At 74.9% G+C, this 18,270-nt stretch carries 17 protein-coding genes; 16 read left to right on the top strand and 1 reads right to left on the bottom strand.

Features of this window, described 5'->3' with window-relative positions; genetic code table 11:
• Genes KUM42_RS03605 through KUM42_RS03565 form a run of 9 tightly spaced genes read left to right on the top strand, consistent with a single transcriptional unit; the run spans position 1 to position 9,762 of the window.
• Positions 1-1,704: a DUF885 family protein gene (locus tag KUM42_RS03605; protein ID WP_237495005.1), complete on the top strand. Its 1,704-nt coding sequence runs from the start codon at positions 1-3 to the stop codon at positions 1,702-1,704.
• Positions 1,695-2,534 carry an alpha/beta fold hydrolase gene (locus tag KUM42_RS03600; RefSeq protein WP_237495003.1) on the top strand — a complete coding sequence of 280 codons (840 nt, stop codon included), beginning with the start codon at positions 1,695-1,697 and terminating at the stop codon, positions 2,532-2,534. Before KUM42_RS03605 ends, KUM42_RS03600 begins: the two co-directional genes overlap by 10 nt.
• Positions 2,531-3,520, top strand: a complete 990-nt coding sequence (locus KUM42_RS03595; RefSeq protein WP_237495001.1) for a ketopantoate reductase family protein — start codon at positions 2,531-2,533, stop codon at positions 3,518-3,520. The genes KUM42_RS03600 and KUM42_RS03595 overlap by 4 nt, the downstream gene beginning before the upstream one ends.
• Positions 3,521-3,531: 11 nt before the next feature.
• Complete coding sequence (locus KUM42_RS03590; RefSeq protein ID WP_237495000.1) at positions 3,532-4,578, top strand: alcohol dehydrogenase catalytic domain-containing protein; 1,047 nt, start codon at positions 3,532-3,534, stop codon at positions 4,576-4,578.
• Positions 4,578-5,828, top strand: coding sequence for a methylaspartate ammonia-lyase (locus KUM42_RS03585; protein ID WP_237494998.1), 1,251 nt, complete (start codon positions 4,578-4,580; stop codon positions 5,826-5,828). The genes KUM42_RS03590 and KUM42_RS03585 overlap by 1 nt, the downstream gene beginning before the upstream one ends.
• Positions 5,825-7,174, top strand: a complete 1,350-nt coding sequence (locus KUM42_RS03580) for a M20/M25/M40 family metallo-hydrolase (protein WP_237494997.1) — start codon at positions 5,825-5,827, stop codon at positions 7,172-7,174. The genes KUM42_RS03585 and KUM42_RS03580 overlap by 4 nt, the downstream gene beginning before the upstream one ends.
• The gene (locus tag KUM42_RS03575) at positions 7,171-8,379 is read left to right on the top strand and encodes a dipeptidase (RefSeq protein WP_237494995.1); all 1,209 of its coding nucleotides are present in this window, start codon (positions 7,171-7,173) and stop codon (positions 8,377-8,379) included. Before KUM42_RS03580 ends, KUM42_RS03575 begins: the two co-directional genes overlap by 4 nt.
• 38 nt (positions 8,380-8,417) lie before the next feature.
• Positions 8,418-9,227: an SDR family oxidoreductase gene (locus KUM42_RS03570; protein WP_237494993.1), complete on the top strand. Its 810-nt coding sequence runs from the start codon at positions 8,418-8,420 to the stop codon at positions 9,225-9,227.
• Between the two features lie 22 nt (positions 9,228-9,249).
• Positions 9,250-9,762, top strand: a complete 513-nt coding sequence (locus tag KUM42_RS03565; RefSeq protein WP_237494991.1) for a DUF3995 domain-containing protein — start codon at positions 9,250-9,252, stop codon at positions 9,760-9,762.
• On the opposite strand, the gene KUM42_RS03560 is transcribed toward KUM42_RS03565, so the two are convergent.
• Positions 9,690-10,703 (bottom strand): LacI family DNA-binding transcriptional regulator, encoded by a 1,014-nt coding sequence (locus tag KUM42_RS03560; protein ID WP_237494989.1) that lies wholly within the window; start codon positions 10,701-10,703, stop codon positions 9,690-9,692. The genes KUM42_RS03565 and KUM42_RS03560 overlap by 73 nt on opposite strands.
• 257 nt (positions 10,704-10,960) lie before the next feature.
• On the opposite strand from KUM42_RS03560, the gene KUM42_RS03555 reads away from it, so the two are divergent.
• The 7 genes from KUM42_RS03555 to dhaL all read left to right on the top strand — a co-directional run bounded on the left by KUM42_RS03555 (position 10,961) and on the right by dhaL (position 18,216).
• Positions 10,961-14,383, top strand: coding sequence for a TM0106 family RecB-like putative nuclease (locus tag KUM42_RS03555; protein WP_237494987.1), 3,423 nt, complete (start codon positions 10,961-10,963; stop codon positions 14,381-14,383).
• Entirely contained in the window at positions 14,380-14,886 is a 507-nt protein-coding gene (locus KUM42_RS03550) for a very short patch repair endonuclease (RefSeq protein WP_237494985.1), read from the top strand. Before KUM42_RS03555 ends, KUM42_RS03550 begins: the two co-directional genes overlap by 4 nt.
• Before the next feature lie 55 nt (positions 14,887-14,941).
• On the top strand, positions 14,942-15,952 hold the full coding sequence (locus KUM42_RS03545) for a siderophore-interacting protein (protein WP_237494983.1): 1,011 nt from the start codon (positions 14,942-14,944) through the stop codon (positions 15,950-15,952).
• A gap of 68 nt (positions 15,953-16,020) precedes the next feature.
• Entirely contained in the window at positions 16,021-16,176 is a 156-nt protein-coding gene (locus tag KUM42_RS03540) for a hypothetical protein (protein WP_237494982.1), read from the top strand.
• On the top strand, positions 16,173-16,595 hold the full coding sequence (locus KUM42_RS03535; protein ID WP_237494980.1) for a hypothetical protein: 423 nt from the start codon (positions 16,173-16,175) through the stop codon (positions 16,593-16,595). Before KUM42_RS03540 ends, KUM42_RS03535 begins: the two co-directional genes overlap by 4 nt.
• Positions 16,592-17,599: a dihydroxyacetone kinase subunit DhaK gene (locus KUM42_RS03530; protein WP_237494978.1), complete on the top strand. Its 1,008-nt coding sequence runs from the start codon at positions 16,592-16,594 to the stop codon at positions 17,597-17,599. The genes KUM42_RS03535 and KUM42_RS03530 overlap by 4 nt, the downstream gene beginning before the upstream one ends.
• Positions 17,596-18,216, top strand: coding sequence for a dihydroxyacetone kinase subunit DhaL (gene dhaL, locus KUM42_RS03525; RefSeq protein WP_237494977.1), 621 nt, complete (start codon positions 17,596-17,598; stop codon positions 18,214-18,216). Before KUM42_RS03530 ends, dhaL begins: the two co-directional genes overlap by 4 nt.
• Positions 18,217-18,270 lie beyond the last annotated feature (54 nt).

Raw genomic sequence — 18,270 nt, 5'->3', positions numbered from 1 at the left:
TTGACGCAGGCAGCAGCGAGGCTCGCCGAGCTCGGCGAGCGGTACTTCCGCACCCAGCACACCTACGACCCCTACAACGCCACGCTGCTCGGGATCACCGACTTCGACGGCCTGGCCGGTGACCCCAGCCGGGCGGCGAGCGAGGCCGCGGCGGCGGCGTTCGCCGCCCTCGACGCGGAGATCGCGGCGATCGACGCGGGCGAGCTCGACGACGCCGGCCGGGTCGACCTCGGTGTGCTCACCGTGCTGTCCCGTGGCGCCGGCCGGGACGCCCACCACGCGCTGTGGGCGGCCAACGCCTCGGCCAAGGGCTACGTCAGCCGGCAGGGGCTGGTCTTCCAGGCGGTGCCGGCCATGACGATCACCGACGCGGACTCCGCCGCCCGGTACGAGTCGCGGCTGGGCGGGCTCGGCGCCTTCTTCACCGCCCTCGCGCAGCGGTACGCCGAGGAGGCCGCTGCCGGGCGGGTCTCCACCCAGCTGGGCCTCCAGCACGCGATCGGCCAGCTCACCGGCCACCTCGAGCGGGACCTGGACGACGACGCGCTGCTCGCCCCCACGGCCGGTGCGGACCCCGCGCTGCGCGAGCGTGCGAAGGAGACGGTGCGAGCAGAGGTGCGCCCGGCGATGACGGTGCTGGTCGACCAGCTGCGCGCGCTGCTGCCCGGCGCCCGGCCCGACGACGCCGTCGGCATCAGCAACGTCCCCGGCGGAGCTGCGGCCTACGTCGACGCGGTCGCCCGGCACACCACCACCGACCTCACCCCCGAGCAGGTGCACCAGATCGGCCTGGACACCCTGGCCGAGCTGCGCCCGCGCTGGCTGGGGATCGGCGCCCGGGCGCTGGGCGTCGACACGTTCCCCGAGATCGCCGCGCGGCTGCGCGCCGACCCGGCGCTCCGGTTCGAGACCAGCGCGCAGATCGTCGAGGTCGCCGAGCAGGCGCTGCATCGTGCCCAGGCCGTGCAGGACGACTGGTTCCCCCACTTCGACATCCCGGCGTGCGTGATCGAGGAGATCGACCCGGTCGACGCCGCGGGTGCGGCGATGGCCTACTACCGGCCGCCCGCCGTCGACGGCAGCCGGCCCGGCGCGCACGTGCTGCAGGCCACCCACCCCACCGAGCGCTTCCGGTTCGAGTACGAGGCGCTGGCCTTCCACGAGTCGGTGCCCGGCCACCACCTGCAGCTGGCCACCGCGCAGACCCTCGACCTGCCCCGCTACCGCCAGCACCTCGACGTGGAGGCGTGCAGCTTCAACGAGGGCTGGGGGCTGTACGCGGAGTCCCTGGCCGAGGAGATGGGGCTCTACAGCGGCGACGTCGCGCTGCTGGGCATGCTGTCCTTCGCCTCGCTGCGGGCCTGCCGGCTGGTCGTCGACACCGGGCTGCACGCCTTCGGCTGGTCCCGCGAGCGGGCCGTGCAGTTCATGCTCGACAACACCGCGACCACCCGAGACAACGCGGCCAGCGAGGTCGACCGCTACATCTGCTGGCCGGGCCAGGCGCTGGCCTACGTGATCGGCAAGCGCGAGATCGTCCGGCTCCGCGAGCGCGCCACCGCGGCGCTGGGCGACCGCTTCGACCTCGTCGGCTTCCACGGCGCCGTGCTCGGCAGCGGTGCGCTGCCGCTGCCGGTGCTCGACGACGTCATCACCCGCTGGACCACCGGTCTGGCCACTGCAGAGGAGCACGCATGGACCTGACCATCAACGGCTGCCGGCTCACCGTCGAGGTGTCCGGCCCCGAGGACGGGCCGGTGCTCATCGCCCACCACGGCGGCGGCGGCATCGGCTCGCTGGCCGAGCCCCGCTCCACCTTCGGCCCGCTGGCCGACCGCTTCCGGGTCGTCGTCTTCGACGCCCGCGGCTGCGGCACGAGCGAGGGCATCGCGCCCTACTCCCACGAGCAGTGGGCCGCCGACGTCGAGGGCCTGCGCGAGTGGACCGGTGCCGAGCAGATCGTGGTCACGGGCGGCTCCTACGGCGGCTTCATCGCCCTCGAGTACGCCGTCCGGTACCCCGGCCGGGTGCAGGCGATGGTCCTGCGGGACACCTCCGCCGACGGGTCCAACCTGGAGCTGGCGTTCGAGAACGCCCGCAACCAGGACCGGGTGGAGATCGACTGGGAGCGGTTCAACCGGTACTGGCACGGCGAGACCCGGGACGACGCCGACCTCAAGCAGCTCTGGTCCGAGCTGATCCCGCTCTACGACAAGCACTACGACCCGGTGAAGAGCGCGGCCGCCGTGGAGGCCGGGCACTACCGGCACGAGGCGCACAACTGGTGCTTCCAGCACAACTGGGGCAGCTACGACCTCAAGGCCGACCTCCCCGCGGTGACGGCGCCGACGCTGGTCACCGTCGGCCGGTACGACTGGGTCACCCCGGTGAGCTCCTCGGAGACCATCGCCTCGCTGCTGCCGAACGCCGAGCTGGTGGTGTTCGAGGAGTCCGGGCACTCGCCGCAGAACGAGGAGCGCGAGCTCTTCCAGTCGACGATGCGCGGCTTCCTCGACCGGGTCGTGCCGGCGTGAGCTCACCGCTGGTCTTCATCGGGGCCGGCGCCATCGGCGGGACGCTGGCCGCACACGTGGCCCGGGCCGGCGGCGACGTCCTGCTCTGCGACGTCGACACCGAGCACGTGGCCGCGATCAACGCCGGCGGCCTGTCGATCGAGGGCCCGGTCGCGGAGTTCACGGTGCAGGTGCCTGCCGTGACGCCGGACGGGCTGCCCGACGTGATCGACCGGGCGGTCGTTGCCGTCAAGAGCCACCACACCCCGGCCGCCGCCGAGCTGCTGCGCGACCGGCTGGCACCGGGCGGCCACGTCCTCACCGTGCAGAACGGGCTGACCGCCGACGTCCTGGTCGACGTGCTGGGTGCCGACCGGGTCATCTCCAGCTTCATCAACGTGGGCGCCGACTACCTGGGCCCGGGGCGGATCGTGCAGGGCAACGTCGCGGCCTTCCACATCGGGGAGCTGGCCGGCGGGGAGATCACCCCGCGGGTGCGCGAGCTCGCCGAGCTGCTGCCCTACGCCCAGCCGACGGCCAACGTGCTCGGCTACCTGTGGGGCAAGGAGGCCTACGGCGCGATGCTGTGGGCCGGCGCGGTCTCCGACCTGACCATCGCCGAGAGCCTCGAGCGGCCTGAGTACCAGCCGCTGATGATCGCCCTGGCCCGTGAGGTGCTGGCCCAGGCGCCGGTGCCGGTGGAGAGCTTCGACGGCTTCGACCCCGCCGACCTGGAGGGCTCGCTCGACCGGCTGGCCGCCTTCAACCGGCGCAGCGCCAAGCAGTACAGCGGCATCCACCGCGACCTCGTCGTCCGGAAGCGGAAGACCGAGATCGACAGCATGCTGCGCGACCTGGACGGTCCGATCTTCGCCAAGATCGGCGAGATCGTGCACGACATCGAGCAGGGCCGCCGCGTCAACGAGGTGGCCAACCTCGACGAGCTGGCCGCGTTCGCCGCCGCCCTCCCCACCCACGCAGCCGCGTCCCGGCCCACCCACCCCTAGGAGATCTCCCCATGCGCGCTGCCCTCTACCAGGCCGCCGGCGTCGTCACCGTCGAGGACGTCCCCGACGCCGCGGTCGCCGAGCCCACCGACGCCGTCGTCCAGGTCCTGCGGTCCTGCATCTGCGGCTCGGACCTGTGGTCCTACCGCGGCATCGTCACCCGCGCCGCCGGCGGCCGGCAGGGCCACGAGTTCCTCGGCGTGGTCACCGACGTCGGCGCCGAGGTCACCTCGGTGCGCCCCGGTGACCTGGTCGTCGCCCCGTTCACCTGGTCGGACAACACCTGCCCGGCGTGCGCCGAGGGCCTGCAGAGCAAGTGCGACAACGGCGGCACCTTCGGCGCACCCGGCACCGACGGCGGTCAGGGCGAGGCGGTGCGGGTGCCGCAGGCCGACGGCACGCTGGTCGTCGTCCCCGGCGGGGTGGACGGCGTGGACGACGCCCGGCTGACCGCGCTGCTCGCGCTGACCGACGTGATGGCCACCGGGCTGCACGGTGCCGTGCTCGCCGGGGTGACCGAGGGCTCGACCGTCGCGGTCATCGGCGACGGCGCCGTCGGGCTGTGCGCGGTGCTCGGCGCGACGCAGGTGCTGGGTGCGGAGCGGGTGATCCTGATGAGCCGGCACGCCGACCGGACCGCGCTCGGGCGCACGTTCGGGGCCACCGACGTCGTCGCCGAGCGCGGCGCGGAGGGGATCGCGGCGGTCCGCGAGCTCACCGGCGGTCGCGGAGTCCCGTTCGTGGTCGAGGCCGTGGGCACCCCGGAGTCGTGGGAGATGGCGCTGGGCATGGCCCGGGCCGGTGGCCACGTCGGCGCCGTCGGCATCCCGCACCAGATGCCGGAGCTGCCGCTGTTCCCGATCGTGCGCTCGCACCTCACCGTGGGTGCGGGCATCGCGCCGGTGCGCCGCTACCTGCCCGACCTGATCGACCGGGTGACCAGCGGCCGGCTCGACCCGAGCCCGGTGTTCGACCTGACCCTGCCGCTGGAGCGGGTCGCCGAGGGCTACGCCGCGATGGACGAGCGCCGCTCCATCAAGACCATGCTGGCCGGCTGATGGTCCCGCCGCGGATCGCCGACGTCCTCGCCGTCCCGGTCCGCGGCGGGTTCTTCGCCGACGACCAGGCCGCCATCCGGGCCGGCGCCGAGCACGACGGGTTCGGCTACACCGGGCCGCCCCGCACCCCGGGGTTCACCGCCGTCCGGCAGGCGGGTGAGGCGCTGTCGGTGCTGCTGGTGCTCGACGACGGCTCGGTCGAGTTCGGTGACTGCGCCGCCGTGCAGTACAGCGGTGCCGGCGGGCGCGACCCGGTGTTCTCGGCCGAGGTGGCCGCCGTCGAGGTCGCCGGGTCCGTCGCGCCCTGGCTGGTGGGCCGGGAGGTGACCGGCTTCCGGGCGCTCGCGGAGGAGCTGGACGGCGGGCTGCACACCGCGATCCGGTACGGCGTCAGCCAGGCGCTGCTCGGGGCCGCAGCCCGGGCGGCCCGGGTCACGATGGCCGAGGTGGTGCGGGACGAGTACGCCACCGGTGCGCCGCTGGTGCCCGTGCCGCTGTACGCCCAGACCGGCGACGACCGGTACCTCAACGCGGACAAGATGATCCTCAAGGGCGTCGACGTCCTGCCGCACGGGCTGTTCAACTCCCCGGCCGCCTTCGGGCCCGAGGGCTGGGGGCTGACGGAGTACCTGCGCTGGCTCGTCGCCCGGATCGGCAAGCTGCGTCCCGACGGCGGCTACCGGCCGCGGCTGCACGTGGACACCTACGGCACGCCGGGCCTCGCCTTCGGCGGCGACGTGCGCGCGGTCGCCGCCTACCTGGCCGTGCTGGGGGAGATGTGCGCGCCGTTCGAGCTCGCCGTCGAGCACCCGATCGACGCCGGCAGCACCGCCGCCCAGCTGGACACCTACGTGCTGCTGCGCGCCGAGCTCGCCCGGCTCGGCAGCACCGTGCGGATCGTGGTCGACGAGTGGTGCAACACCCTGGACGACGTCCGGGCCTTCGTCGACGCCCGGGCCGCCGACGTCGTGCACGTGAAGACGCCGGACCTGGGCTCGCTCACCGACACCGTCGAGGCGCTGCTGCTGGTGCGCGCCGCCGGGCTGGAGGCCTACTGCGGCGGCACCTGCAACGAGACCGACCGCTCCGCGCAGGTCAGCGCGCACGTGGCGATGGCGTGCCAGGCGAGCCAGGTGCTGGCCAAGCCCGGGATGGGCGTGGACGAGGGCCTGATGGTGGTCGGCAACGAGATGGCCCGGACCGCGGCGCTCGTCGCGGCCCGCCGCACGCGTGAGGAGATCCTGCGATGACCGCACCGGTCGACACCCTGCCGCCGGGCTTCCTGGCCGCGCTCACCGAGTACGTGGCGATCCCCAGCGACAGCCGCAGCGCGCTGCCTGCGACCATGCGCGCGGCCGCCGACTGGCTGGCCGCCCGGCTGTCCTGGGCCGCTGGCCGGGTCGAGGAGACCGACGGCTTCCCGGTGGTGCGCGGCGAGTGGCTCGGTGCCCCCGGCGCCCCGACCGTGCTGGTCTACGGGCACTACGACGTCCAGCCCACCGGCGACCTCGCCGAGTGGCACACGCAGCCGTTCGAGCTGGTGGTCGACGGGGACGTGCTGCGCGGGCGTGGGGTCACCGACGACAAGGGACCGGTGCTGCTTGTGCTGGCCATGGCCGAGGCGCTGCTGGCCGAGCGCGGGGCGTTGCCGCTCAACGTGCGCTTCCTGCTGGAGGGGGAGGAGGAGATCGGCAGCCCGCACCTGCCCGGCTACGTGCGCGCGCACGCCGCGGAGCTGGCCTGCGACCTGGTCATCTCCGCCGACGGCGCGATGTGGCGGCCGACCGAGCCCTCGATCTCCATCGCGTCCAAGGGCCTGGTCGCCCTGGACGTCGAGGTCACCGGAGCCACCGAGGACCTGCACTCCGGCCGGTACGGCGGCACCGTGGCCAACCCGGTGCACGCGCTGGCCACGGTGCTGGCCTCGCTGCACGCCGCCGACGGCTCCGTCGCCGTCGACGGGTTCCTCGACGGGGTCGACGAGCTGTCGGCGCAGCGTCGGGCGGAGATCGACGCCGTCGCCTTCGACGAGGAGGAGTACCGCGCGGGCCTCGGCGTCCCGGAGCTGGTCGGCGAGGCCGGGTACTCCACGCTGGCCCGGCTGTGGGAGCGGCCCACGCTGGAGGTCAACGGCATCACCGCCGGCGGCAAGTACACCGTCATCCCGCACCGGGCCACCGGCCACGTGTCCTGCCGGCTGGTCGGGCAGCAGGACCCCGAGCGGGTCGTCGCCGCGATCACCGCGCACGTCGCCGGGCTCGACGTCCCCGGCGTCCGGGTGGAGGTGCGCGCCGACCCCGGCCGGGTGCCGGCCTACCGGATCGAGCCCGACCACCCCGCGGTGCTCGCCGCCCGGGCTGCGCTGGCCGAGGTCTACCCGGGCCAGGAGGTGCTGCTCGCGGTCATCGCCGGCACCCTGCCGGCCACCACGCTGTTCGAGGAGGTGCTGGGGGCCAAGACGCTGTTCTTCTCCTTCGCCACCGCCGACGAGAAGCACCACGCGCCCAACGAGTTCATGCGCATCGCGCGGATCGCCGAGGGCATGCGCGCCTGGGCCGCACTGTGGGACGGCCTCGCCGCTGGAGGGACCCGATGACCTACTCGTCCTACGACCACCAGTCGGGGTACCGCTCGTTCGACTATCTAGCCGGCGACCTCGGCCTGCCCGTCGTCCCGCTCACCCCGGAGTCCGGCCGGGTGCCCGCCTACGACGGCGGGTTCACCGCCGACCAGGTCGCCCGGGCCGAGCGGCTGCTGGCGGAGAACGTCACGATCAGCCTGCACGACCACCCGGTGCTCTTCCCCGCCGACATGGCCGACACCCCGCGCTACAACCGCACCGGCCGGCAGCACACCGCCTTCACCGGGCTGCGGGAGTCCGGGCTGACCGTCGTGTTCGACAACATGATGGACGGCACCGCCTGCGTCACCGGCAACGCGCCGTGGCAGTGGGACGACGTCGTGCTCGACCTCGGGATGCGGCTGGCCGACCTCGCCCACCAGGACGGCGTGGGCGTGATCCGCACCGTCGCCGACATCGAGGCCACGCACGCCGCCGGTGGGGTCGGGCTGGTGTTCGGGCTGGAGGCGGCGACCCCGATCGGCAACGACCTGGACAAGCTCGACGTCCTGTTCGGCCTGGGCATCCGGCAGATCGGCATCGCCTACTCCGACTCCAACGCCCTCGGCACCGGGCTCAACGAGATCGTCGACGGTGGGCTCACCGCGCTCGGCCGCCGCGCCGTCCGCCGGATGAACCAGCTCGGGCTGGCCGTCGACGTCTCGCACTCCTCCGACCGGACCGGCATCGACGCCTGTGCGGCCTCCGACGCACCCGTCTTCATCACCCATGCCGGTGCGCGGGCGGTCTGGGACATCCCGCGGCTCAAGGGGGACGACGTGCTGCGCGCCGTCGCCGACACCGGCGGGGTGATCGGGATGTCGGCCGCGCCGCACACCACCGTGTCGCACGAGCACCCGCGGCACTCGATCGCCTCGGTGATGGACCACTTCCGGTACTGCCTGGACCTGGTCGGCATCGACGCGGTCGGGTTCGGCCCGGACACCCTGTACGGCGACCACGTCGGGCTGCACACCACCTTCGCCGGGCTGCTGTCGACCGAGCCCCGGCCCGGCGCTCCGGTGCCTGACCGGGTGCCCTACGTCGACGGGCTGGAGAACCCGACCGAGTCCTTCCACAACATCGCCGCCTGGCTGGTGCGCGACGGGTTCACCGACGAGGAGATCACCAAGGTGCTGGGCGGGAACGTCCTCCGGGCGCTGCGGCTGATCTGGCCCTGAGGGGTGTCTCCCCGGTCGGCTGGGGTACCGCGCCGGTCATGACCGAGAACATCACCGAGATCCAGGTCCGGCCCCTCGCGCTCGTCACCGGTGCCTCCAGCGGCATCGGCTTCGAGCTGGCCAAGCAGTTCGCCGAGCACGGGTACGACGTCGTGGTGAACGCCGAGGACGCCGGCATCCAGAAGGCAGCGATGCTGATCCAGGCCTCCGGCGCCCGCGTCGTCCCGGTCCAGGCCGACCTGCGCACCGAGCAGGGCGTGGCGCAGCTGTGGTCGGAGGTTCAGGCGCTCGGCCGGCCGCTGGAGGCCGCCGCGCTCAACGCCGGGGTCGGGGAGAGCGGCGCCTTCGTCGACACCGACTGGGCCGACGACCTGTCGATCATGCAGCTCAACGTGGTCTCCACCGCCGCGCTGCTGAAGCTCGCGCTGGTCGAGATGACCGCCCGCGACTCCGGCCGAATCCTGGTCACCTCCTCGATCGCCTCGACGATGCCCGGCGCCTACCAGCCGGTCTACAACGCCTCGAAGTCCTTCGTCCAGTCGCTGACCGAGGCCGTGCAGGCCGAGCTCAAGGACAAGGACTCCGCCGTCACCGTCACCTCGCTGATGCCCGGCCCGGTGGACACGGAGTTCTTCTCCCGCGCCGGCCTCGAGGACACCGCCATGGGCCAGGGCCCGAAGGACGGCGCCGACGAGGTCGCCGCGCAGGGCTTCGAGGCGCTGATGGCCGGCGAGCGCAAGGTCGTCGCGGCCTCGAAGGCCACCAAGGCGCAGGCGGCGATGAACAAGGTGCTGCCCGACGCGGTGAAGGCCGCCGCGCACAAGGTCATGGCCAAGCCGCAGGACTGACCTGGACCGGCGGAGGACGGCGGTGGCCCGCGCCGCCGCCGTCCTCGCCGCGGTCCTGGCCCTAGCCTCCGCGGTGACGACGGCGTACTGGACGCTCGGTGGGACGGCGCTGCTGGACACCGTCGGCGGGCAGCTGGAGTCCCTCGCCCGGGAGGGCGGCGGTGCGGCGGTCCTGCTCGGCGGCGCGGTCGTGGTCGCCAAGCTGGTGGCCGCCGTCCTGGCACTGGCGCTGCTGCGCCGCCCGGGACGCGCGGTGCGGGTGCTCGGCGGTCTCGCCGGCGTCCTGCTCACGCTGTGGGGCGGGGCCAACGTGCTGCTCGGTGGAGCGGTGCTCACCGGCGTGCTGGACCTGGGGCCGGTAGCCGACGAGCGGGCCCTGCGCTGGCACGTGCTCTGCTGGGACGCCTGGTTCCTGCTGTGGGGTCTCGCGCTGCTGACCGCGGTCGCCGCGAACCGGCGGGGTCAGCGCGGCGGGGCGGTGGAGCCGCGCAGCACCAGCTCGGGGTCGACCAGCTCCGCGCGCTGGACCGGGTAGTCGCCGGCCATCCCGGCGAGCTGCTCGAGCAGCAGCTCCGCCGCGCGCCGGGCCAGCAGCTCCGCCCGGTTGTCGACCGTGGTCAGCGGCGGGGACCACCAGGCGTAGAACGGCTCGTCCTCGGTGCAGATCACCGACAGGTGCTCCGGCACCGGCAGCCCGCTCCCGCCGATCACCGGCAGTGCGCCGAACGACGCCTCGTGGTTGCTGATCAGCAGCGCCGTCGGCGGCTCCGGCAGCGCCAGCAGCTCGGTGGCCGCCTGCCGGCCGAAGTCGGGGGTGAAGGGGCCGCGCAGCACCAGGTCCTCGAGCACCGGCACACCGGCGTCGGCCATCGCGCCGACGAAGCCGGCGTGGTGCAGCCGGCCGGAGGTGATGTGCGACGGGCCCTCGATCGCGGCGATCCGCACGTGCCCGAGCTCCAGCAGGTGGCCGGTGGCCACCCGGGCGGCGGTCTCGTAGGCCGACATGACCGACGGCGCCAGCGAACCGGGCACCTCGCGGTTCATCGTGACGACCGCCTGGCCCTCCTGCACGAGGGTGTTGACCAGCTCGGTGTTGGCACCCGTGCCCGCCACGACCACCCCGTCGAAGCGGTGCTGGCGCATGGTCTGCAGGAACGCCGCCTCACGCGCCGGGTCACCGCCGGTGGTGCAGACCAGCACCTCGTACTGCTCCTCGGCCGCCCAGGCCTGCAGCGTCTCGGCGATGGTGTGGAACGTCGCGGTGCGCAGGTTGTTCACCACCAGCCCGATCAGCCCGCTGCGCCGCGTGCGCAGCGCGCTGGCCATCCGGTTGGGCTGGTACCGCAGCGCCACCGCGGCGGCCTCGACCCGGGCGCGGGTCGAGGGCAGCACCGCGGGATGGCCGGACAGTGCCCGGCTGGCGGTGCTCGTGCTCACCCCGGCAGCGGCGGCCACGGAGTTCAGGGTCGCCGTCACAGGTGCTTCCTACCGGTGTCGGGGCGGCGCCGCACGGTCACCCCCCTGTCCGGGGCGAGGGTGTAGGTGTGCCGTCGGCGAGGACACATCGCCGGATGGGCCGAAAGACACATCGGTGGGTGTCTGTGCAGGTTAAGTGGGTGTTACGTCAGCCGCGCCCACCCGGCCGGGGCCGCGTCCGACCGCGGAGAAGCGTCGTACCCCCGTCGTACGGTCACCCGAGTTCCTCCACCGGGGGGTCGGCGAGAGGGGGAGACGTGTACGAGGTCGAGGGCGGGCTGGTGGTCAGCGCGAGCGACCTGACCGGTTTCCTGGAGTGCGAGCACCTCACCCGGCTGTCGGTGGAGGTCGCCCGGGGTCAGCGCGGCCGGCCGCCGGCGGTCGACCCGATGACCGCGCTGGTCGCCGAGCACGGCATCGCGCACGAGGCCCGGCACGTCCAGCGGCTGCGCGACCGCGGCCTGGACGTCGTCGAGATCGCCGGCGTCGCCGGCAAGGACGCCGCGGGGCTGCTCCGCGCGCAGGCCGAGACGCTCGCCGCCATGCGCGCCGGCGCCGACGTCGTCTACCAGGCCACCTTCTTCGACGGCACCTGGCGCGGGCACGCCGACTTCCTGCTCAAGCGCACCGACCGGGCCAGCGACCTGGGCCCGTGGGCCTACGACGTCGCCGACACCAAGCTCGCCCGGCGGATCAAGGTCCCCGCGCTGCTGCAGATGGCCCTCTACGGCGACCTGCTCGCCGGCCTGCAGGGCGTGCCGCCGGAGCTGCTCACCGTGGTCACCGGCGACCAGCAGGAGCTGGTCTTCCGCTACGCCGACGCGGCGGCCTACACCCGCGCGGCCCGCGCCCGCTTCCTGTCCCGGCTGGCCGACGGGGAGCTCGCGCCGCCGTACCCGAACGCGCACTGCGGGGTCTGCCCGTGGCGGGAGACCTGCACCGAGCGGTGGCGCGCCGAGGACTCGCTGTCGCTGGTCGCGACCATGCGCCGCGACCACGCCAACACCCTCGTCGAGGCCGGCATCCCCACCGTGGCCGCGCTCGGCGTCCGCCGGCCCGAGGAGCTCCCCGAGTCGATCGGCCGCACGTCGGCGCAGCGGCTGACCCAGCAGGCCCGGCTCCAGCTCGACGAGCGCACCACCGGGCTGCCCTCCTACGAGTTCCTCCCGCGCGAGGCCGGCCGCGGGTTCCAGCTGCTGCCCCCGCCCAGCTCCGGTGACCTCTTCTTCGACATCGAGGGCGACCCGTTCGCCGGTGACGCGGGCCTGGAGTACCTGTGGGGCGTCCTGGACACCGCGGGGCACTTCACCGCCCACTGGGGCTGCGACCCCGCCGCCGACGACCAGTCCGCCGCCGAGCGGGCCGCCTTCGAGGCCGTCGTCGACCAGCTGACCGCCGCGTACGCCGCCGACCCGACCATGCACGTCTACCACTACGCGCCCTACGAGCCGACCCGGCTGAAGACCCTGTCGGCGCGGCTGCGCACCCGGGAGGCCGAGGTCGACCGGCTGCTGCGCGCCGACGTGCTCGTCGACCTCTACGCCGTGGTCCGGCAGGGGCTGCGGCTGAGCAAGGAGTCCTACTCGATCAAGCAGGTCGAGGACTACTACCGCGGCCACACCCGGGCGCACGGCGCGCAGGTCTCCGACGCCGGCGAGAGCATCGTGGCCTTCGAGCGCTGGCTGGCCACCCGCGACCAGCAGCTGTTGGAGGAGATCGAGGCCTACAACCGCGACGACTGCGTCTCCACCCTCGAGCTGCGCGACTGGCTGGAGGAGCGGCGCACCGAGCTGCTCGCCGGTGGGGCCGGCCTGGCCCGGCCGCAGGACGGCGACCCCGACGGCTCGGCGGAGAACGCCGCGGCCCAGGTGCTGCGCGAGGCGCTGGAGGACCGGCTGCTCGCCGGGCTGCCCGAGACCGGTCGCACGCCCGAGCAGGAGGCCACCTGGCTGCTGGCCCAGCAGCTGGGCTGGGACGCCCGGGAGGCCCGCTCGGCGTGGTGGGAGTACTTCCGGCTGCGCGACCTCACCGCCGAGGACCTGGAACGGGAGAACCCGGCGCTGGGTCCGCTGGAGGGGGCGGAGCTGCTCGGGGTGAGCGGGCGGTCGGAGCACTGGCGCTACCGCTTCCCGCCGCAGGAGACCAAGGTGTCGGCCGGCAACCGCTACGAGCACCTGCTCGCCGCGGCCGACGGCACCCGCGCGACCAGCTCGGTGGTGGAGATCGACCCGACCGCCGGCTGGGTGGTGGTGGCCCGCCGTGCCGGTCTGGGAGCCGAGCACCCGACCGGTCTGCTGCCCACCTCCCCGCCCAGCGACAAGCTGTTCCGGGCCGCGCTGCACGACCTGGGCGAGCAGGTCGCCGGCAGCGGCATCGACGGGCCCGGCCCGTCCCGCGGGGCGCGCGACCTGCTGCTGCGCCGGCCGCCGCGGCTGCTGCCCGGGGCGCCGCAGCGCGAGCCGGGGGAGGGGTCGGCGGCCGCGGTGCAGCGGCTGGCCGGGCTGCTCGACGGCGGGGTGCTCGCCGTGCAGGGCCCGCCCGGTGCGGGCAAGACGTACACCGGTGCGCGGGCCGTGGTCGAGCTGGTCCGGGCCGGCCGCCGGGTCGGGCTCACCGCCTCCAGCCACAAGGTGATCGGCAACCTGCTCGACGCGGTGATGGTCGCCGCGCGGGAGGCGGGCGTGGCCGTGCGGGCGCTGCAGAAGGCCGACGACGCGCAGCGCTGCGGTGATGCGGACGTGCGCTGTGTCGGGTCGAACAACCAGGTGGTCGACGCCCTCGACGCCGGCGACGTCGACCTGGTCGCCGGTACCTCGTGGCTGTTCGTCCGGCCCGAGCTCGCAGGCCGGCTCGACGTGCTGGTGGTCGACGAGGCCGGGCAGCTGTCGCTGGCGCGCACGCTGGCCGTCAGCCGGGCGGCGGCCAACCTGGTCCTGCTCGGCGACCCGCAACAGCTGCGCCAGCCCGGCGCCGGCATCCACCCCGAGGGCGCCGACGTCTCCGCGCTCCAGCACGTGCTCGGCAGCGACGCGGTGCTCCCCGCCGACCGGGGCGTCTTCCTCGACCGCAGCTGGCGGATGGCGCCGGCGCTGTGCCGGGTCGTGTCCGACCTGTCCTACAGCGGGGAGCTGCAGCCGGCACCGGTCACCGCCGGCAACGCCCTCGACGTCCCCGCGCGGTGGGCGGCACCGGCGGGCATCGGCTGGGTCCCGGTGGTGCACGAGGGCAACGGGGCGGCCTCGCGCGAGGAGGCCGAGGTCGTCGCCGCGCTGGTCACGGACCTGATGGGCCGCCGGTGGCGCAGCGGCGGGGTCGACCGGGTCATGGGCCCCGCCGACGTCCTGGTGGTCACGCCCTACAACGCCCAGGTCAACCAGGTGCGCAGTGCGCTGGCCGCGGTCGGGCTGGCCGGGGTCGAGGTCGGCACGGTCGACAAGTTCCAGGGCCGGGAGGCGGCGGTCGCGGTGTTCTCCCTCGCCGCCTCCAGTGGTGCGCACGTGCCGCGGCGGCTGGACTTCCTGCTCGACCGGCACCGGCTCAACGTGGCGCTGTCCCGCGCCAAGACCGTCGCCTACCTGGTCGGCAGCCCGGCGCTGCTCACCTCGCCGGTGCAGACCCCGGACCAGCTGCGGCTGGTCAACGGCCTGTGCCGGCTGGTGGAGATCGCCACCGGCCGATGACCTCGCCCCCGGTCGACCTCCGGCACGCCCTGCGGCCGGCCCCGCCACCGGTCGACCTGCGCCGCGCACCGCCGCCGACGTCGGCGGCGGTGCGGGACAGGTTCCGCCGGCAGGGCCGCCGCGACACCGTGCCCGAGCTGGCCGTCCGCCGGCGGCTGCACGCCCGCGGTGTGCGGTTCCGGGTCGACGTCCGGCCCTGCCGGGACACCCGGGCCCGCGGCGACCTCGTGTGGAAGGGCCGGAAGCTGGTCGTCTTCGTCGACGGCTGCTTCTGGCACGCCTGCCCCACCTGCGGTCACCAGCCGAGCGCCAACAGTGCGTGGTGGGCGGAGAAGCTGGCCGCCAACACCGCGCGCGACCGGCGCACCGACGCCGTCCTCACCGGGCTGGGCTGGCGGGTGCTGCGGTTCTGGGAGCACGAGGACCCCGACGCGGTCGTCGACCGGATCTGTACCGAACTGGGTCGAAACCGGACCTCGACCACCGTTGGTCGGTTAGGCTAACCTCACCATCATCCGGTGGCGCCGTTGCCGGGACGACGACGTTCGGGAGACAGCGATGACCACCGCGTTGCGCGCGGCCGGAGCGACCGGCACGGCGGTCGCCGAGCGCGGTCTGCGCGTCGTGCAGGAGCCCATCGCCCCAGCGCCGGTCGCCGCTCCCGGCTACCGCTTCTTCCCGGTCACCGTCGCCCGCGTGCAGCGGCTGAGCCCGAGCTTCCTGCGGCTCACCCTCACCGGCCCCGAGCTCGCCCGCTTCGGCGCCGGCCGCGACGACCAGCGGATCAAGCTGGTGGTCTCCCGCGACGGCTCCTCGGTCGTCGACCTGCTCACCGACGGTCCCGGCTGGTACGCCGAGTACTGCGCCCTGCCCGACGAGGTCCGCCCGCACCTGCGCACCTACACCGTGCGCGCCGCCCGGCCCGACCGCGCCGAGCTCGACGTCGACGTCGTCCTGCACGGCGTCGACGGCGGCAACGCCGGCCCGGCCGCCAGCTGGGCCGCCGCAGCCCGGCCCGGCGACGCCGTCGTCGTCCTGGGGCCCGACCGGCCCCGTCCCCGCGGTGCCGGCAGCGGCCGCGCGTGGGGCGTCGAGTGGGCCCCGCCGGCCGACGGCACCCTGTTCCTCGCCGGCGACGAGACCGCCGTCCCGGCCATCAGCGCCATCCTCGAGGCGCTGCCGGGCGGTCGGCGCACCGTCGCGGTGCTCGAGGTCCCCGAGGCCGGCGACGTGCTGAGCCTGGACCTCGCCCCGGGCATCGAGGTGCACTGGCTGGTCCGCGGTCGCCGCGAGCACGGGGCCGCCCTCGGCCCGGCCGTGCACGCCGCGCTGTGCAGCCTGGGCCTGGCCCGGGCCGGTGCCGGGCAGGAGCCCGAGGACGTCGACCTCGACGGCGGCATCCTCTGGGAGGTCCCCGACGTGCGGCCCACCGGCTGCTACGCCTGGCTGGCCGGGGAGGCCGGCATGGTCAAGGCGCTGCGCCGCCGGTTGGTGCGCGACCTGGGCATCCCGCGCACCTCGGTGGCCTTCATGGGCTACTGGCGCCGGGGTGCGGCCGAGGGCGCCTGAGCCGCCCGCCGTTCGACCGCCCCGCCGCCGGGACCGCCCCGCCGGCGGGACCGCCTACCGTCGTCGTCGTGCGTCCCTTCCTGTTCGTCCTGCTGGTCCTGTTCGCGGTCTGGGTCGCCCTCACCGTGATCGGCATCATCGTCAAGGGCCTGTTCTGGCTGGCCGTGATCGGCGTCGTCTGCCTGGTCGTCACCGCCTACGCCGGGGGAGCCCGCCGCCGGTGACGGTGCTGCTCGTCGACGTCGCCAACACCGTCGGCGCCCGGCCCGACGGCTGGTGGCGGGACCGCGCCGGCGCGACGTTCCGGCTGCTCGGCCGCCTCGCACTGCTGCCCGGCCGCACCCCGGCCGGCCCCGACGGGACGCCGCTGCCGGTCACCGCGCTGGTGGCCGTGGTCGAGGGCCGTGCGCGCGACATCGCCGCCCCGGCCGGCCTGCGGCTGGTCCGTGCCGCCGGCAGCGGGGACGACGCCCTGGTCCAGGTGGCCGCCGAGCTGGCCGGAGCGGACCTGCTGGTGGTCACCGCCGACCGCGGTCTGCGCGCCCGGCTGCCCGCCGGTGCCCGCACCGCCGGCCCGGGCTGGCTGCTCACGGTCACCGACCAGGCGGCCGGTGCCGATCAGGAGCAGGATCGGCGTCCGTGAGCGTCAAGAAGTTCCTTAACGACCCTGACGACCTGGTGGTCGAGGCGCTGGAGGGCCTGGTCACCGCCTCGGCCGGCCGCCTCCGCCTGCACCGCGACCCGCTGTGGCTGCAGTCCGCGGCCGGGGACGACGCCCGCCGCGTCGCGCTGGTCTCCGGCGGCGGCTCCGGGCACGAGCCGCTGCACAGCGGCTTCGTCGGCCCCGGGATGCTCGACGCCGCCGTCCCCGGCGCGGTCTTCGCCAGCCCCACCGCGCTCCAGGTGGTCGCCGCCGTCCGTGGCGTCGACCGCGGGGCCGGGGTGCTGCTGATCGTGAAGAACTACACCGGCGACGTGCTCAACTTCCGCATCGCCGCCGAGATCGCCGCCGAGGAGGGCATCGAGGTCGAGACCGTGCTGGTCGACGACGACCTGGCCAGCGAGTCCGACGACGGCCCGGGCCGGCGCGGCACCGCGGCGACCGTGGTCGTGGAGAAGGTGTGCGGCGCCGCCGCCGCGCGGGGGCTGCCGCTGGCCGAGGTGGCTGCGCTCGGCCGCCGGGTCGTGGCCGGCGCCCGCAGCATGGCCGTCGCGCTGGAGGGCGCGGTGCACCCGGGGGAGGACGTGCGCTCCTTCGACCTGGCCGCCGACGAGGTCGAGCACGGTGTCGGCATCCACGGCGAGCGCGGCATCGACCGCCGGCCGATGGCCTCGGCGCACGAGCTGGTCGGCGCGCTCACCACGCCGCTGGTCGACGCGATCGGGCTGGCCGAGGGCGACCGGGCCGTCGTCGTGGTCAACGGCCTGGGCTCCACCCACCTGCTCGAGCTCTACGTCGTCTTCCGCGAGGTCGCCGCGCTGCTGGAGGCCCGCGGGATCGCCGTGGCCCGCAGCCTGGTCGGCCCCTACGTGACCGCCCTGGACATGGCCGGCGCCTCGGTCACCCTCGTCCGCGCCGACGACGAGCTGCTCGGGCTCTGGGACGACGCCGTCACCACCACCGCGCTGACCTGGGAGACCCGATGACCGCCACGCTGGACCGCGCCGCCGCCCGCCGCTGGGTGGACGCCTTCGCCGCCGACTTCGAGACCCAGCGCGAGCGGCTCACCGAGCTCGACCGGGCCGCCGGCGACGGTGACTTCGGCGCCAACCTCCGCTCGGCGCTGCGCAAGGTGGAGACCCGGCTGGCCGCGGACCCGCAGACCGCCCGCGCGGTGTTCGGCGCGGTCTCCGACGCCTTCCTCGACACCGGCGGCACCAGCGGGCCGCTGTTCGGCATGTGGTTCCGGGCGCTGTCCCGAGCACTGCCGGAGAGCGACCCGGCCGACCTCACCCAGCTGGCCGAGGGCGTGCGGGAGGGCACGGCCACCGTGCAGCGGCTGGGTGGCGCCGAGGTGGGCGACAAGACGATGGTCGACGCGATGGTCCCGGCGGCAGCCGCGCTCACCGACGCCGCGGGCGCCGGGCACGGGCTGACCGCGGCGGCCGAGGCCGCGGAGTCCGGCGCCGCCTCGACCGAGGAGCTCATCGCCCGGCGGGGGCGGGCCAGCTACGTCGGGGAGGTCGCCCGCGGGGTGCTCGACCCCGGTGCGCTCGCCGTCGCGCTGTTCTTCCGGGCCGGCGCCCGCGCGCTCGACGGCTGACGTCGTCGGGCGCCCGCGCGGTCGAGGGCTGACGTCGCCGGGCGCCCGCGCGCT

Origin of the sequence: Modestobacter sp. L9-4 (assembly GCF_019112525.1) — a bacterium.
GTDB lineage: Bacteria > Actinomycetota > Actinomycetes > Mycobacteriales > Geodermatophilaceae > Modestobacter.
Note: the sequence above shows the minus strand (reverse complement) of the source record. Positions and strands in the feature narration are given on the sequence as shown.